Source organism: Rhodococcus sp. P4_B6 (genome assembly GCF_056402215.1).
Genome location: NZ_JBFUHV010000189.1, coordinates 1 through 15,449, shown reverse-complemented (window position 1 = coordinate 15,449; position 15,449 = coordinate 1). Strand labels below are relative to the sequence as shown.

Genomic DNA, 15,449 nt, shown 5'->3' with positions numbered 1-15,449 from the left:
GTCGCGGTCCGCGCCGGCGCCGCTGTCGGAATCGCTCCGCCGCGCCGCAGACCTACTCGCGCTGGGGGCCGACGCGGCGACCGCGTGGGAGGCGGCGGCGTCGGACCCGGCCACCGAATCGCTCGCTCGGATGGCGCGACGGTCGGCGGCATCGGGTTCGTCGCTCGCCGGTTCGATGACGGAACTCGCCGCCGACGGCCGAACCCAGGTCGAGCATCTGGCGGCGGCATCGGCCGAACGAGCGGGTGTGCTCATCAGCGGTCCGCTCGGGTTGTGCTTCCTGCCGGCGTTCATCTGCCTCGGGATCATCCCGGTCGTCGTGGGGCTCGCCTCGCGCGTGCTGGACGGCGGGTTGCTGTGACACGCAGACACTTCCGGCGCAGAACCGCTGCGCCGGACACTCTGAAGGGGGAACACCATGAAACACGGAATCCGGTCTCTGGCGGCAGTGCGGGCACTGACGGCGCACCTCGCGCTGCTCGCGACGGACGAGGACGGCATGTCGACCGCCGAGTACGCCATCGGCACCATCGCGGCCGCGGCGTTCGGGGCCGTCCTGTATTCGGTCGTCACCGGCGACAGCATCGTCACGGCGTTGACCAACATCATCGACAAAGCGCTGAACACCGCGGTGTGATGAGGTCCGCCGAGAACCTGCGCCGGTCGGAGGCAGGCGGCGTCACGGTGGAGGCGGCGATTGCGATCGCGTCGATCGTCGCGGTGGTCGTGCTGTGTGTCGGCGCGATCACCGCGGTGACGCTGCACGTCCGGTGTGTCGATTCGGCGCGCGAGGCCGCCCGGCTCGCCGCCCGCGGAGATCACGAGTCGGCGATCTCCGCGGCGGAGGGGGTGGCCCCGGGCGGCGCCGAGGTGTCGGTACGGACCGAGGGGGAGTTCGTCGTCGCGACCGTGCGGGCACACAGCCCACTTCTTCCGCTGGTGAACATCTCCGCGGAGGCGGTGGCCGCTCTCGAACCCACGGTGCCGGGGTGGAGTGGGGGAAGCCGGTGAGTGCGGGGATCTCCGACGACCGCGGTGCCGCGACGGTGCTGGCGTGTTGTGCGCTCGCGGCCTTGGTGGTGGTCACGGCGATGCTGGTGCACGTCGGTTCGGCGGTGGCGGTGCGGCACCGGGCGCAGTCGGCCGCGGATCTGGCCGCTCTCGCCGCGGCCGTCGGTCTGGACCGCGGCACCGCCGCGGCGTGCGACGCGGCGCGGGAGGTCGCGGGGCGGATGCACACCGAGGTCGTGTCCTGTGAGGTCGACGACTGGGACGTGGAGGTCGCGGTCACCGCGCCGGTGCTGCTGTCCGTGCCGGGGGTCCGGGACGCCCGGGCGGTGGCGAGGGCGGGCCCCGCGGAGTGACGTCGACGGCGGGGCGGCACTGGTGACGCCCATCGCTCCAGCGTGCGCGGGGTTTCCCGGATTATGACCAGATCGGTAATAATCCCCGGCCGGAGAAGTATTGGACGGCATGGATCCTGTGATGCGAGTCTCACTGAAGCGAGCTGGTTTCCATTCACACCACTCCCCTTGGCGAGAGAGGGCACTACATGACCACGGCACCACCGCAGCGGACCGAGGCCGAGACGAAAGCACGGAGAGCGGGCATCGCCTCGTTCATCGGCACCACGATCGAGTGGTACGACTTCTACATCTACGGCACCGCGTCCGCCCTGGTCTTCGGTCAGGTGTTCTTCTCCGACACCCTGCCCGCAGGCATGGGCACCCTGCTCGCGTTCGTCACGCTGTGGGCCGGGTTCCTCGCCCGACCGATCGGTGGCATCGTCTTCGGGCACCTCGGCGACAAGATCGGCCGGAAGACCACCCTCGTCATCACGCTCGTGATGATGGGGACCGCCACGGTCGGGATCGGCCTCCTGCCCTCCTACGCACAGATCGGGGTGTGGGCGCCTGTCGCACTGGTCTTCCTCCGCGTCGTTCAGGGCGTGGCCGTGGGTGGCGAGTGGGGCGGGGCCGTCCTGATCGCCAGTGAGAACGCACCCAAGGGCAAGGGAATTCTGTACTCCGCGTTCGCGCAGCAGGGGTCGCCCGCCGGAAACCTTCTGGCCACGATGGCGTTCTTCCTGCTCTCCGCGATGCCCACCCCGGAATTCGTGCTGTACGGCTGGCGAATCCCGTTCCTGATCTCCGCGGTCCTGGTGATCGTCGGCATGATCATCCGCCTCAAACTCGAAGAGTCGGACGCCATGAAGACCGTGCTGAAGCGCAAGAAGACCGTCGCACTGCCGATCGGTGAGGTGTTGCGCAAGCATTGGGTCCTCGTCCTGCTCGGTGCGGGCGCGCTGCCCCTGGCGCAGGTGACGTACTTCAAGAACACCTTTGCGTTGTCGTGGGCCACCAGCGAACTCGGCTACGACCGTGGCACGTTCCTCGGTGCCATCGCGATCGCCCTCGTGGTGCAGTTCATCGTGCAGCCGTTCGGCGCCGTCCTGGTCTCCCGGATCGATATGCGGAAAGCCATGTGCATCATGGTAATTCCCGAGTTCGTCCTGATGCCGGCGATGTTCTTCGCGATCCGGACCGAGAACTTCGCCGTCGCCGTGGTTATGATGTGCCTCGCAACCATTCCGCATTCGATGTTCTACGGCGCCATCGCCGGTGTGCTCGCGCGTGCCTTCCCCGCCAACATCCGCTACACCGGCTTGTCAGCGGCCTACCAGCTGTGTTCGCTGATCGTCGGCGGCGGCACACCGGTGCTGGCGCAGTGGATGCTCAACTCGTCCGGCAACATTGTCGGTGTCGCCTTCGTGTCGGCCGGCTACGCCGCCGTGTCGCTGGTCTGCACGCTCCTGCTATTGAACCGGACCGGATTCGAYGCGCGCCGGTTGTCGACGGCGGAGCAATCCGACGCCGACGAACTGCAACTCGACGTCGAGGAAGACGACGAGGCCGACGGCACTCCGAGCGCAGGGCAGGCACATGCGACAGCCCACTCCTGACCGCGCGGTGTCATTCCGGAGTGGGCAGTCATTCCGGAGTCGGCAACGCCTCTTCGGACAGCCTGAGGACTTCCCGCAACGCAGCGCTGTCGTCGTCCGCACGCCACGCGATCCGCAACTGCAGGGTGCTGGGACCTCCGATCAGCGGGAGGAACACGACATCCGGGTTGTTGACGTTCTCGACGACGGAGGAGACGGTCAACGCGCAGCCGACCTCCGCGGACACCAACGCCATCAACGACATCGAGTCCGGCGCACTCTGCACGATCCGGGGCGTGAAACCGGCGTCGTGGGCGGCCCTCTGCAGGGAGTCGCGCAGCGCGGATCCGGGATCGGCGGGCAGCGCCACCCAGGGCTCGGTCGCGAGCTCCTCGATCCGGACGCCGTCCCTGCCGGCGAGCGGGTGGTCGACGGTCATGGCCACCACGAAATCCTCGTTGAGGATGACGCGGGACGCGATGCCGGGTGGGGTGAAGATCCACCGGCCCAGGCCGATATCGAGGGTTCCGTCGAGGAGTTTGTTCAGTGCCTCGCTCGCGAAAGCGGAACTGTTCAAAACGAATTCGATTCCCGGATGAGTGTGCCGGACGAGTTTCGCCCACCGTCCGATGAGCAGATGGGACGAGACGCCGGAGAAGCCGATGCGCACCCGGCCGACCTGGCCGCGCCCGGCGGCGGCGACGGCGATCTCCGCGAGCCGGCAGGCGTCCAGGACCTCGCGCGCCGGGCCGAGCAGTGCCTCGCCGGCGGAGGTGAGGCGGACGTTCCGCGTGTTCCGGTCGAACAGGGTTGCCCCGAGCTGCTTCTCCAGTTGCCGAATGGTTCTGCTCAGCGGCGGCTGAGCCGAGTGCAGGCGCTGTGCGGCCCTGCCGAAGTGCAACTCCTCGGCGACCGCGAGAAAGGCAGTGATCTGAGAAATCTCCACACCAGAACTATTGCAGTTCGAGCAATAGAACTGTCAACACTATTGAGCGCGACGGCGGTAGTCCGGTGGGAAGGTTCCCGAAGCGACCCCCGGCCGGTCCGGAGAAGGGCATGGCAATGAGCAAAGTGGTCAGTATGGCGGACGCCATCGAGACGTACGTCGAAGACGGCATGACCGTGTGCCTCGAGGGCTTCTCGCATCTCATCTCGTTCGCGGCTGCGCACGAGATCATCCGGCAGCAGCGCCAGAACCTGACGCTGTGCCGGATGACGCCGGACATCGTGTCGGATCAACTCGTGGCCGCCGGCTGCGTCACCAAGCTCGTGGCGTCGTTCTTCGCGAGCGGCTCGGCCGGGTCCCTGCACGAGTTGCGACGACGCATCGAGCGTCACGATCCGGTGCCGCTCGAGGTCGAGGAGTACAGCCACTACGGAATGGTCTGCCGCTATCAGGCGGGCGCCGCCGGTCTGCCGTTCTTTCCGCTGCGGTCCTACGCCGGAAGCGACCTTCCGCGGCTCAATCCCCGAATTCGACTGGTCGACGACCCCTACGGGGAGGGCACCGTCTACGTCGTGCCGCCGCTGAACCCGGACGTCACCATCGTTCACGCGCAGCGCGCGGACCGCCACGGCAATGTGCAGATCTGGGGGATCTCCGGGGTCCAGCAGGAGGCGGTCTACGCCGCGAGGAAGGCGATCGTGGTCGTCGAGGAGATCGTCGACGACGAGGTCGTCCGCTCCGACCCCAACCGCACGTTGATCCCCTCCCACGCCGTCGACGCCGTCGTCGTCTGTCCGCGTGGGGCGCATCCCTCGTACGTGCAGGGCTACTACGACCGGGACTGCGCGTTCTACCGGCGCTGGACCGCTATCAGCAAGGACTCGGGACTCCTGCAGGCGTGGCTGAAGGAATGGGTGCACGGCACCGCGAATCACGAGGAGTACCTGGACAAACTCGGCGGCGACTACTGGGACGACCTCGCCGTCGCGCCTCGATTGTCCGAACCAGTCGACTACGGGAGCAGAAAATGACCACAGCACGAGTCGGAGGGATCTCGGCGACCGAGGTCATCGTGTCCGTTGCCGCCCGCGAACTCGCAGGCAAGAGGCGTGTCTTCGCCGGCGTCGGCCTGCCGACGCTCGCCGTCGACCTGGCCAAGCGGACCAGCAACCCGGATGTCGAACTGATCTACGAATCGGGTGTGTGCGGCGCCCATCCCAGCGCGATGGCCGAGGGCATCGCAGACTCGGTGGTCGTGTCGGGTGCGGAGTCGGTGGTGTCGATGTCGGCGTTGTTCGGGTACGTGCTGCAGGGCGGCAACGTCGACGTCGGGTTTCTCGGTGCGGCCCAGATCGACAGGTACGGCAGCCTCAACACCAGCATCATCGGCGACTGGGACAGGCCGACGGTCCGATTGCCCGGTGCCGGTGGTGCCGTGGAAATCATGCCCAACGCCGGCGAGATCTTCGTGGTGATGCGGCGACACGATCCGAGCGCCTTCCCCGCGGAACTCGACTTCTGCACGTCGCCGAGCCCGGTCCGGGCCCGGGCGGCGGGTGACGGGATCGCTCCTCGCGGCCGCGGGGTGACGAAGGTGTTCACGAACCTCGGCGTGCTGTCGCGGCAGGGCCCGTTCGACGAACTCGAGTTGGTCAGCGTGCACGAGGGGGTCACCGTCGACGACGTGCGGGCGCAGACCGGCTGGGAGTTGAAGGTCGCCGACGATCTCACGGTCACCGCGCCGCCGACCGGCGAGGAGATTCACCTGCTCCGCGATGTGATCGACACGGTGCGGTTGTATCTGCGCTGATCGGAAGGCGGTATCTCAGCCGAGCGAGTCCAGCACCGCGGAGAGGACCTGGATCGCCCCGTCCTTGTCCAGGGGATCGTTGCCGTTTCCGCACTTCGGCGAGTACACGCAGGACGGGCACCCGGACGCGCATTCGCACGAGCGGATCGCTTCGCGGGTCGCGCCGAGCCAGCGGGTGAGTTCGGCGTGCCCCCGGTCGGCGAATCCGGCGCCACCGGCGTGACCGTCGTAGACGAACACGGTGGGAAGTCCGGTGTCGGCGTGCAACGCCGTGGAGACGCCGCCGATGTCGCCTCGATCGCACACCGCGACGAGCGGCAGGAGCCCGATCGCCGCATGTTCCGCGGCGTGGAGTGCCCCGGGCACGCGTTCCGCCGGAACACCCGCCTGCAGCAGGAGTTCCGGGGTGACCGTGTACATCACCGCGCGGGTGGGGAGGGTGTGCTTCGGCATGTCCAGTTCGACGGCATCGAGGATCTCGCCGGACGACAGTCGCCGCAGGTACCCGATCACCTGATGGGTCACCTCGACCTCGACGAGCGCGACTTCGACATCGCCGAACTGCTTCTGCTCGAGCACCGAGGTGACGGTGATCTCGGTGGTTTCGCGGGCCGACGTCGTCCAGTCGGGGTCCTCGGCGTGGACCAGGGCGAGGCCCTGGTCGAGGTCGAGTTCGTCGACGACGTACGACTCGCCCTGATGGATGTGGACGGCACCGGGGTGCGCTGTGGCGGGAGCGCGGCCGGTGTCGACGGTCCCGAGCATGCGTCCGGATTCCGACACGACAATCGCAACCTGGGTACCGATTCCACCCCGGATATCCACTGCGCCATGAGGATTTGTGCCGGCGGTGACGAACCAGCCGTGTGCGCGCCGTCGGATCAGGCCCTGCTCCGACAGCTTCGCGAGCAGGTCGAGCGCCCCGAACGCTTCGGCCTCCGCGTCGGACAGTGGTAGTTCCATTGCCGCGCAGAGCAACTGCGGGCCGAGAACGTACGGATTGCTCGGGTCGGTGACGGTGGCCTCGACGGGCTTGTCGAGCAGCGCGGACGGATGATGGACGAGGTACGTGTCGAGCGGGTCGTCGCGCGCGACCAGCACGACGAGCGAGCCTTCGCCGCGCCGGCCGGACCGGCCGCCCTGCTGCCAGAACGACGCCACCGTCCCGGGGAACCCGGCGACCACGACGGCGTCGAGGCCGGCGATGTCGACGCCCAGTTCCAGCGCATTCGTCGTCGCCGCCCCCAGCAGGGTGCCGTCGGCGAGGGCTGTCTCGAGTTCACGCCGGTCCTCGGCCAGGTAACCGGCCCGGTACGACGCGACGCGCAACGCGAGTTCGGGATCGATCTCCCCGAGTAGGCGTTTGGTCGCCATCGCGGTCAGCTCGGCGCCCCGGCGGGAGCGCACGAACGTCAGCGTGCGGGCGCCTTCGACCATCAGATCGGCCATGATGCGGGCGGCCTCGGAGCCGGCGGGCCGCCTGACGGGGCTCCCGTTCTCCCCGGTGACCTCCCGCATGAGCGGGGGTTCCCACAGTGCGACGGTCCGGGGACCGTGCGGCGAACCGTCTTCCACGATCTCGGCGCAGGGCGCCCCGATCAGCCTCGACGCCGCCGCCCCGGGGTCGGCTGTGGTGGCGGACGCGAGGACGAAGACGGGGTCGGCGCCGTACCGCGCCGCGATGCGCCGCAGCCGCCGCAGCACGAGCGCGACGTTCGAACCGAAGACGCCACGGTAGGAGTGGCATTCGTCGATCACCACGTACGCCAGATTGCGGAAGAAGTGCGCCCATCGCTGATGGGTCCGGAGAAGCGAGATGTGCAGCATGTCGGGGTTCGTGAAGAGCCACCGCGAGTTCTCCCGGGCCCAGTGCCGCACCTCGAGGGGGGTGTCGCCGTCGAACACACACGGGCACGCACCGCGCAGGTCGTCCCCGGCGTCCAGGACCTCGGAGTCGATGAGGGCCGTCACCGCCCGGAGCTGGTCCGCTCCCAGCGCCTTGGTCGGCGAGAGGTAGAGCGCGGTCGCCCGCGGATCCGTTGCCAGAGTGGTGAGTACCGGAAGCTGGTAGGCGAGGGATTTACCCGAAGCGGTGCCGGTGGACACCACGACGTTCGTCCCGTGATGCGCCAGGTCGGCGGCAGCGGCCTGATGAGTCCAGGGACGGGCGATCCCGTTCTCCTGCATGGCCCGGACGACGCTGGGGTGCGCCCAGGCCGGCCATTCCGACAGCTGAGAAGTCCGGGCGGGCATTTCTGCGGCGAAAGTGAGCGGTTTTTCGTCCCGGGGAACACCCTCGAGGACTCGGTTCAGCAGTGTTCGGCCGTATGTTTCGCCCGTATTTCCACTGTCGTCACGGGGTGAAAACGGTGTGCTCACTGAAGTCTCCGGGCTGTCGTAGGGACGGGCGAGTAGCTTCCACACCGCCACGACCTGCGCATTTGATGATAACGAGTGCCCCTTCGGGCCTGTCGCCCGGGGTGTCGCGACGCCGTCGCTAATGCCCAGTTCCGTGCCTGTTCGCTACAAGATCAACTTTTTGTGTGAATTGTTCGGATTTCGACTGTTGCGTTCCCGGAGTTCATGGTTGACTACAACTGGTCGCAGCTTCTGTGTTCGTAGGCTTGAAAGAGTGAACGTTCGCAGGATCGATGTTGCGAACGCGGTGCTCTGCTTTTCCTGAGGGGGAAATCTAGAAGTACAGCGGTCGGAACCGGCCCGGCGGACTGTATGTGCTGTCCGCCGAATCCGGTGGTTAGAAAGAGAAGGAAAAGCATGGCACAGGGCACTGTGAAGTGGTTCAACGCGGAAAAGGGCTTCGGCTTCATCGCACCCGAAGACGGCTCCGCTGACGTCTTCGTTCACTACTCCGAGATCCAGGGCAGCGGCTTCCGCACCCTCGAGGAGAACCAGCGCGTGGAGTTCGAGGTCGGCCAGGGCACCAAGGGTCCCCAGGCAACCGGCGTTCGCGCAGTCTGATTCTGCCGTTCACGTTCGTGAACACGTAAATCAGATAGGCGGGGTCCTCGTGGCCGCGTCTGATTCGTCCCCCATCGCCTGAGGCGGTGGGGGACGAGTCGTTTTCACGGCAACGGTGCCGTGGCAAAAGGGGGTACTTCAGTGAGCCAGCTCTCCTTCTTCTCTGCGGAGGCGATGCCGCCGGCGATCACCGATCTGTGTGGTCTTCTCGCGGCGACGGGCCAGGTGGTCACGTCCGGCGGGCGGGCGCGCATCTCCATCGTGGTCGACGCGCAGTGGCGGGCGGAGGCGATCGCGGAGCTGATCGCGCAGGCCGGACTCGAGGTCGAGATCACGCGGAGCGACGAAGGTAGTCCCCTGGTCCGCACCGCGTCCGTCGTCGACCTGCGGCCTCTCGCGGACCAGTGGACGAGGGGAGCGGTCAAGGCGGTGCCCTCCGGCTGGGTGCCGTCGGGGCGTCAGCTGAGGGTGTGGGCGCTGGCGTCGGGTAGGGGTGAAGCGGAGGGCGAACGGTTCGTCCTCGGACTCGATCCGCACGCCCCGGATACCCACGCGCCGTTGGCCCAGGCCTTGATGCGGTCGGGCATCGCGCCGACGCTGATCGGCACCCGTGGGTCCGGTCCGGGTCTCCGGATCTCGGGTCGGCGTAGGCTCGGCAGACTCGTCGAGAGCATCGGCGAGGCTCCCGGAAATGTGGACGACCGTACCGGTTGGCCCCACGTGTAGGGCCGCGTAGACGGTACTGATCTGCGAGGATGGGTTCCGGGTATGTCACTCTAGTAATAGGCGAACCGGGTATAAAAGGGTTTGTCTGCACAACTGTCGAGTGGCAGCGATCGACTTCAGGAAGGCTCGGGCTTCACGTGGCTAAAGGGGACAACGGCAGTGCACAGGGTGCGGCGGGAGCGTCCGGCCAGCCTCGCCGCCTCGTGATCGTCGAGTCGCCGACCAAGGCCCGCAAGATCGCCCCGTACCTCGGAAAGAACTATGTCGTCGAGGCGTCGGTCGGCCACATCCGCGACCYTCCGCGAGGAGCCGCCGACGTCCCGGCCAAGTACAAAGGTGAGCCGTGGGCGCGGCTCGGCGTCAACGTCGACCAGGACTTCGAACCTCTCTACGTGGTCAGCCCGGAGAAGAAGTCCAAGGTCACGGAGCTGAAGAGCCTCCTCAAGGACGCCGACGAACTCTTCCTCGCCACCGACCCCGACCGCGAGGGCGAAGCGATCGCCTGGCACCTCCTCGAGACGCTCAAGCCGAAGATCCCGGTTCGCCGGATGGTCTTCCACGAGATCACCGAGCCGGCCATCCGCGCGGCGGCCGAGGACACCCGCGAGCTCGACACCGACCTGGTCGACGCGCAGGAGACCCGCCGCATCCTCGACCGTCTGTACGGCTACGAGGTCAGCCCCGTGCTGTGGAAGAAGGTCATGCCGCGGCTGTCGGCAGGCCGCGTGCAGTCCGTCGCGACCCGCGTCATCGTGCAGCGCGAACGCGAGCGGATGGCGTTCCGCTCGGCCTCCTACTGGGACATCTCCGCCACTCTCGACGCCGGCGCGGACGCCAGCCCCCGCAGTTTCGGGGCGCGTCTGGTGACCGTCGACGGGTCCCGGGTGGCCTCCGGCCGCGACTTCGGTTCGGACGGACAGCTGAAGACGAGCACCGTCACGGTTCTGGACGAGGCGCGGGCGCAGCGCCTGGCCGAGTCCCTCGCGGGTGTCGATCTCACCGTCTCCTCCGCGGAGAGCAAGCCGTACACCCGCAAGCCCTATGCACCGTTCATGACGTCGACGCTGCAGCAGGAGGCGGGCCGCAAGCTGCGGTTCACGTCCGAGCGGACCATGCGCATCGCGCAGCGGCTGTACGAGAACGGCTACATCACCTACATGCGTACCGACTCGACGACGCTGTCGTCGTCGGCGATCGCTGCCGCCCGGGCGCAGGCCACCGAGTTGTACGGGGCCGAGTATGTGCACGACACTCCGCGGCAGTACACCCGCAAGGTCAAGAACGCGCAGGAGGCACACGAGGCGATCCGCCCCGCCGGCGACGTGTTCCAGACCCCCGGTCAGCTGCATTCGCGCCTCGACACCGACGAGTTCCGTCTGTACGAGCTGATCTGGCAGCGCACCGTCGCGTCGCAGATGGCCGACGCACGGGGCACGACGCTGACGCTGCGGATCACCGGAACCGCGGGCACCGGCGAGGAGTGCACGTTCTCGTCGTCGGGCCGCACCATCACGTTCGCCGGCTTCCTGAAGGCCTACGTGGAGAGCGTCGACGAGGAGGCCGGCGGCCAGTCCGACGACGCCGAGTCCCGTCTGCCGGTGCTCGTCGAGGGCCAGGCGGTCACCGCCACCAAACTCGACCCCGACGGCCACACCACCAACCCACCCGCCCGGTACACCGAGGCGAGCCTGATCAAGACCCTCGAAGAGCTGGGCATCGGCCGCCCGTCCACGTATTCGTCGATCATCAAGACCATCCTCGATCGCGGATACGTCTATAAGCGCGGCAGCGCGCTGGTCCCGTCCTGGGTGGCGTTCGCCGTCATCGGCCTTCTCGAGATGCACTTCGGACGGTTGGTCGATTTCGACTTCACCGCCGGCATGGAAGACGACCTCGACGCGATCGCCGGTGGCCGCGAACAGCGCGGCAACTGGCTCAGCAGTTTCTACTTCGGCGGCGATCACGGAGCCGAGGGTTCGGTGGCCCGTGAGGGCGGCCTGAAGAAGATGGTCGGCGTCAACCTCGAAGAGATCGACGCCCGCGAGGTCAACTCGATCCGGCTCTTCGACGACGCCGAGGGACGGGAAGTGCACGTCCGCGTCGGACGGTTCGGTCCGTATCTCGAACGGATGGTCCAGAACCCGGACGACCCCGAGGGCGACCTCATCTCCCAGCGCGCCAACCTGCCCGACGACCTTCCGCCGGACGAGTTGACACCGGAGTACGCGGAGAAGCTGTTCTCGACGCCGCAGGAGGGTCGCAAGCTGGGCGTCGACCCGCTGACCGGGCACGAGATCGTCGCGAAGGAGGGCCGCTTCGGCCCGTACGTCACCGAGATCCTGCCCGAGCCGGAACCGGAGCCCGAGCCGGCCGTGGTGCCGGTGCCCGACGAATCGGCCGACGGGACGACCAAGACGAAGACCGCTGCTGCCAAGAAGGCACCCGCGAAGAAGGCGGCGAAGAAGGCCACCGGCCCGAAGCCGCGGACGGGCTCGCTGCTCAAGTCCATGGACCTGGCGACGGTGACCCTCGACGACGCCCTCAAGCTGCTGTCGCTGYCGCGTGTGGTGGGTGTCGATCCGGAGTCGAAGGAGGAGATCACCGCGCAGAACGGCCGCTACGGCCCGTACCTGAAGAAGGGCACGGACTCGCGGTCCCTCGCCAACGAGGACCAGATGTTCACGGTGACCCTCGACGAGGCGCTGAAGATCTACGCGGAACCGAAACGTCGCGGACGTCAGGCCGCCGCCACCCCGCCGCTGCGTGAGCTGGGCGTCGACTCGGTCAGCGAGAAGCCGATGGTGATCAAGGACGGCCGGTTCGGACCGTACGTCACGGACGGTGAAACCAACGCCAGCCTCCGCAAGGGCGACGAGGTGGAGTCCATCACCGACGCTCGCGCTTCGGAACTGCTCGCGGATCGGCGTGCCCGCGGCCCCGTCAAGAAGAAGGCCGCTGCGAAGAAGGCGCCCGCCAAGAAGGCTGCGAAAAAGACCGCCGCCAAGAAGGCACCCGCCAAGAAGGCCGCCTCGACGAAGGCCGCGGACAAGAAGGCGTGAGCCGGTACCGCGGGCCGGTAGGGATGTCGCACGTGCCGGTTAGGCTGGCGCGATGACGGTATTCGACCGGTTGGTGGGCCAGGAGGACGTCGAGTCCGAGCTGACGGCCGCGGCGACTGCCGCCCGTCGTGGAGTCGGCGAGATGGGCTCCGCGATGACGCATTCGTGGCTGTTCACCGGCCCGCCCGGCTCGGGTAGGTCGGTGGCGGCGCAGTGTTTCGCCGCCGCCCTGCAGTGCACGAGCGACGGCACACCCGGCTGCGGCGCCTGCCACGCCTGCACCACCGCGATGGCCGGCACCCACGGCGACGTCCGGCAGGTCGTCCCCGAGGGCCTGAGCATCAGCGTCAAGGAGATGCGCGCCATCGTGCAGACCGCCGCCCGCCGTCCCAGTACCGGGCGCTGGCAGATTGTCGTCGTCGAGGACGCGGACCGGCTCACCGAGGGTGCGGCCAACGCGCTCCTGAAAGTGGTGGAGGAGCCACCGGACCGCACCGTGTTCCTGCTGTGCGCGCCGTCCGTCGACCCGCAGGATATCTCCGTGACGCTGCGGTCGCGCTGCCGGCACATCCATCTCGTGACGCCTTCGGCCGACTCCATCGCCAAGGTCCTGCGCGAGCGGGACGGCCTGGCCCCCGAAGACGCGCAACTGGCGGCCTCGATCAGCGGCGGCCACGTCGGGCGCGCCCGGCGTCTCGCGACGGATCTGAACGCCAAGGTGCGTCGGAAGGACGCGCTCGATCTGGCGGTCGCGGCGCTGCGGCCGGCCACCGCGTTCGCCGCAGCGGAGGAACTTGTGCGTTCCGCCGACGCGGAGGCGAAGGAGATGAGCGCCGCTCGGGACGAGCAGGAGACCGAAGAGTTGCGCACCGCTCTGGGCGCGGGCGGTACCGGTAAGGGTGCGGCCGGAGCCCTCCGTGGTTCGGCAGGCGTGCTGAAGGATCTCGAGAAGCGCCAGAAGTCCCGGGCCACCCGCACGGGCCGCGACGCACTCGACCGCGCACTGATCGATCTGGCCGGTCTCTACCGCGACGCGCTCGCCGTCGCGTGGAAGTCGAACGCCGCCGCGAATCACCCGGACATGGCCGATCGAGCCGCCGACCTCGCGTCGCGAACAACCCCGGAAGGCCTTCTGAAGTGCATCGAAGCCGTCCTGGAGTGCCGCGAGGCGATCACCGTCAACGTCAAACCGCAGTGGGCTGTCGACGCCATGGTGGCCAGTCTCGGCGACGCGTTCAGGGAGCCGTTTTCGCATACTCGGGGTTGAGGCGCTAGACTCGCCACCGCCGAAAGGCACCGCTGCCTTAGCTCAGTCGGTAGAGCATTTCACTCGTAATGAAAAGGTCGAGAGTTCGATTCTCTCAGGCAGCTCAGCGGTCCTCTGGCCCTTCCCGATCAGTCGGGAAGGGCCAGAGTCGTCTCCGGGGTCCGATCCACCGCAGACCGGAAGAATCGGGAAGACTGGACGGGTGGACACCCAGAGTGGAACTCCGGCGACGCGGGCGGTCGGTCTGCGTGCACTCGGAGCACCCGCCGCTGTCGCCGCCGGCGCCGTGGTCGCGACCGCCGTCCTCCACTTCCGGGATCCGCATCAACCGGGTTCGTACGGTTTCTGTCCCGTCTACGCCCTGACCGGGTGGTGGTGCCCGGCCTGTGGCGGGCTGCGGGCAGTGCACGACCTGACCAACCTCGACCTCGGCGCGGCCGTCGCCGGCAATGTTCTGATCGTCCCGTTCATCGCGGTCATGGTTTTCGCCTGGATCGGCTGGGCACGTCACCGCTGGCAAGGACGACGCGACCGCGTCTTCGTGGTGGGACCGCGAGTGACAGTGGGTGTGCTCATTGTGCTTGCGGCGTTTACCGTCACCAGGAACACATCTTGGGGAAGCTGGCTCGCGCCGGTCTGACACCTGGTCGCCGCGGGCACGAAACAGAGAGTCGGTTCACAGATGGCAATGCAGGTCTTTTCGTTGATCGCGATCCTGGGCGCGCTGATCGTCCTCATTCCGACCGCGCTGCGAGTCTTCGGCAAGAGCGACAACGTGAAGGCGCCGGACGAGACCGAGGAGTGACCGTGTTGCACTCTCGACAACCCATCGCCGCACGACCATGATTTCGATATGAGCGATTCGCTGAAGGACCGGGTGCGCGAGAAGCTGTTGCGTCAGCTGGCCGAGGACGGGGGGCACCCGGTCCAGGAGGCGGAGGGGGACGACCCACGATTGGTCTCCATCGACTCCGACCTCGCGACGTTGGAACAGGCATCGGAGGGAGATCTGGTGATCGAGGAGCTGGCTGCCAAGTACTGGGTGCCCTGAATCGGCCGAATAGCGACGTTGACCTGGCGATTTGGTGTTCTCGTTTCCCTTCGCGTAACTTATTCCAGGTCAGAGCGACACGGACACCGACCCCGGCCGGAAGGCGGGGGACACGAGGTTGGACGAAGGCGCCTGGTAAATCGGAAGTTCACCGCAGTGTATGGTGGTGCTTCAATCCCGGTTTGATCTTGATCAGCGTCACGGCTTGCGCCGGTGAGGCTGGTAGGATAAGWTGGAACGGTTGCCCCGGAGMGGCTGAAGTTGWTACTTCGGCAGTGATGGTGTGCGCGTGTTCTTTGAGAACTCAACAGTGTGTCGATGAATGTCAGTGCCAAATGTTTTTGGTACTCCGCATCACGGATTGCTTTCGGGGCCTTCGGGTTTCGGGGTGTGTGGTGTGGGTATTTGCTGGCTTCCCTCCTTCTTCCGTCGGTGGGGGGTCAGTSTTTGATAATGCTAGTTTGAGTTTTTGATCGCTAGTGATTTGACTCGATGTCTATGACTGATTAACGGGTTCGCCTGTGAAATCTAGAGTCTTCAACGGAGAGTTTGATCCTGGCTCAGGACGAACGCTGGCGGCGTGCTTAACACATGCAAGTCGAGCGGTAAGGCCCTTCGGGGTACACGAGCGGCGAACGGGTGAGTAACACGTGGGTGATCTGCCCTGCAC

The 15,449-nt window shown here is 67.1% G+C and carries 16 protein-coding genes, 1 tRNA gene and 1 rRNA gene; 16 read left to right on the top strand and 2 right to left on the bottom strand.

The window, feature by feature from the left end; translation table 11 throughout:
* The 5 genes from AC1DWT_RS43195 to AC1DWT_RS43175 all read left to right on the top strand — a co-directional run.
* Nucleotides 1-361: type II secretion system F family protein (locus AC1DWT_RS43195; RefSeq protein ID WP_477925468.1), on the top strand; the 361-nt coding region annotated here is incomplete at its 5' end.
* A gap of 57 nt (nt 362-418) precedes the next feature.
* A complete protein-coding gene (locus tag AC1DWT_RS43190; protein WP_012691430.1) occupies nt 419-637 on the top strand; it encodes a DUF4244 domain-containing protein in 219 nt (72 codons plus the stop codon).
* The gene (locus AC1DWT_RS43185; protein WP_072938030.1) at nt 637-1,011 is read left to right on the top strand and encodes a TadE family type IV pilus minor pilin; all 375 of its coding nucleotides are present in this window, start codon (nt 637-639) and stop codon (nt 1,009-1,011) included. Before AC1DWT_RS43190 ends, AC1DWT_RS43185 begins: the two co-directional genes overlap by 1 nt.
* Nucleotides 1,008-1,364, top strand: coding sequence for an Rv3654c family TadE-like protein (locus tag AC1DWT_RS43180; RefSeq protein ID WP_072938028.1), 357 nt, complete (start codon nt 1,008-1,010; stop codon nt 1,362-1,364). The genes AC1DWT_RS43185 and AC1DWT_RS43180 overlap by 4 nt, the downstream gene beginning before the upstream one ends.
* A gap of 188 nt (nt 1,365-1,552) precedes the next feature.
* Nucleotides 1,553-2,962 carry an MFS transporter gene (locus AC1DWT_RS43175; protein WP_095862967.1) on the top strand — a complete coding sequence of 470 codons (1,410 nt, stop codon included), beginning with the start codon at nt 1,553-1,555 and terminating at the stop codon, nt 2,960-2,962.
* 28 nt (nt 2,963-2,990) lie between these two features.
* Here the strand turns inward: AC1DWT_RS43175 and AC1DWT_RS43170 are convergent, their stop codons facing one another.
* Nucleotides 2,991-3,887, bottom strand: coding sequence for a LysR family transcriptional regulator (locus AC1DWT_RS43170; protein WP_095862968.1), 897 nt, complete (start codon nt 3,885-3,887; stop codon nt 2,991-2,993).
* A gap of 110 nt (nt 3,888-3,997) precedes the next feature.
* On the opposite strand from AC1DWT_RS43170, the gene AC1DWT_RS43165 reads away from it, so the two are divergent.
* Both AC1DWT_RS43165 and AC1DWT_RS43160 read left to right on the top strand, forming a co-directional pair.
* Nucleotides 3,998-4,918, top strand: a complete 921-nt coding sequence (locus tag AC1DWT_RS43165; protein WP_095862969.1) for a CoA transferase subunit A — start codon at nt 3,998-4,000, stop codon at nt 4,916-4,918.
* Complete coding sequence (locus AC1DWT_RS43160) at nt 4,915-5,697, top strand: CoA-transferase subunit beta (RefSeq protein ID WP_072938021.1); 783 nt, start codon at nt 4,915-4,917, stop codon at nt 5,695-5,697. The genes AC1DWT_RS43165 and AC1DWT_RS43160 overlap by 4 nt, the downstream gene beginning before the upstream one ends.
* A gap of 15 nt (nt 5,698-5,712) precedes the next feature.
* Here AC1DWT_RS43160 and AC1DWT_RS43155 read toward each other — a convergent pair whose 3' ends face one another.
* Nucleotides 5,713-8,076: a DEAD/DEAH box helicase gene (locus tag AC1DWT_RS43155; RefSeq protein ID WP_477925463.1), complete on the bottom strand. Its 2,364-nt coding sequence runs from the start codon at nt 8,074-8,076 to the stop codon at nt 5,713-5,715.
* 396 nt (nt 8,077-8,472) lie between these two features.
* Between AC1DWT_RS43155 and AC1DWT_RS43150 the strand changes: the two genes are divergently transcribed.
* The 9 genes from AC1DWT_RS43150 to AC1DWT_RS43110 form a co-directional block, all read left to right on the top strand.
* On the top strand, nt 8,473-8,676 hold the full coding sequence (locus AC1DWT_RS43150; RefSeq protein WP_005248460.1) for a cold-shock protein: 204 nt from the start codon (nt 8,473-8,475) through the stop codon (nt 8,674-8,676).
* A 141-nt stretch (nt 8,677-8,817) separates the two neighbouring features.
* Nucleotides 8,818-9,402, top strand: coding sequence for a hypothetical protein (locus tag AC1DWT_RS43145; protein ID WP_072938019.1), 585 nt, complete (start codon nt 8,818-8,820; stop codon nt 9,400-9,402).
* Nucleotides 9,403-9,539: 137 nt separating this feature from the next.
* On the top strand, nt 9,540-12,461 hold the full coding sequence (topA, locus tag AC1DWT_RS43140) for a type I DNA topoisomerase (RefSeq protein WP_477925461.1): 2,922 nt from the start codon (nt 9,540-9,542) through the stop codon (nt 12,459-12,461).
* 52 nt (nt 12,462-12,513) lie between these two features.
* A complete protein-coding gene (locus AC1DWT_RS43135; RefSeq protein WP_072938016.1) occupies nt 12,514-13,728 on the top strand; it encodes a DNA polymerase III subunit delta' in 1,215 nt (404 codons plus the stop codon).
* Nucleotides 13,729-13,759: 31 nt separating this feature from the next.
* Nucleotides 13,760-13,832, top strand: a tRNA-Thr gene (locus AC1DWT_RS43130).
* 98 nt (nt 13,833-13,930) lie between these two features.
* Complete coding sequence (locus AC1DWT_RS43125; protein ID WP_072938015.1) at nt 13,931-14,368, top strand: DUF2752 domain-containing protein; 438 nt, start codon at nt 13,931-13,933, stop codon at nt 14,366-14,368.
* A 42-nt stretch (nt 14,369-14,410) separates the two neighbouring features.
* A complete protein-coding gene (locus AC1DWT_RS43120) occupies nt 14,411-14,533 on the top strand; it encodes a hypothetical protein (protein ID WP_005248443.1) in 123 nt (40 codons plus the stop codon).
* Nucleotides 14,534-14,581: 48 nt separating this feature from the next.
* Nucleotides 14,582-14,779 carry a hypothetical protein gene (locus tag AC1DWT_RS43115; RefSeq protein WP_072938013.1) on the top strand — a complete coding sequence of 66 codons (198 nt, stop codon included), beginning with the start codon at nt 14,582-14,584 and terminating at the stop codon, nt 14,777-14,779.
* A 537-nt stretch (nt 14,780-15,316) separates the two neighbouring features.
* Nucleotides 15,317-15,449, top strand: a 16S ribosomal RNA gene (locus tag AC1DWT_RS43110); the annotation flags it as partial.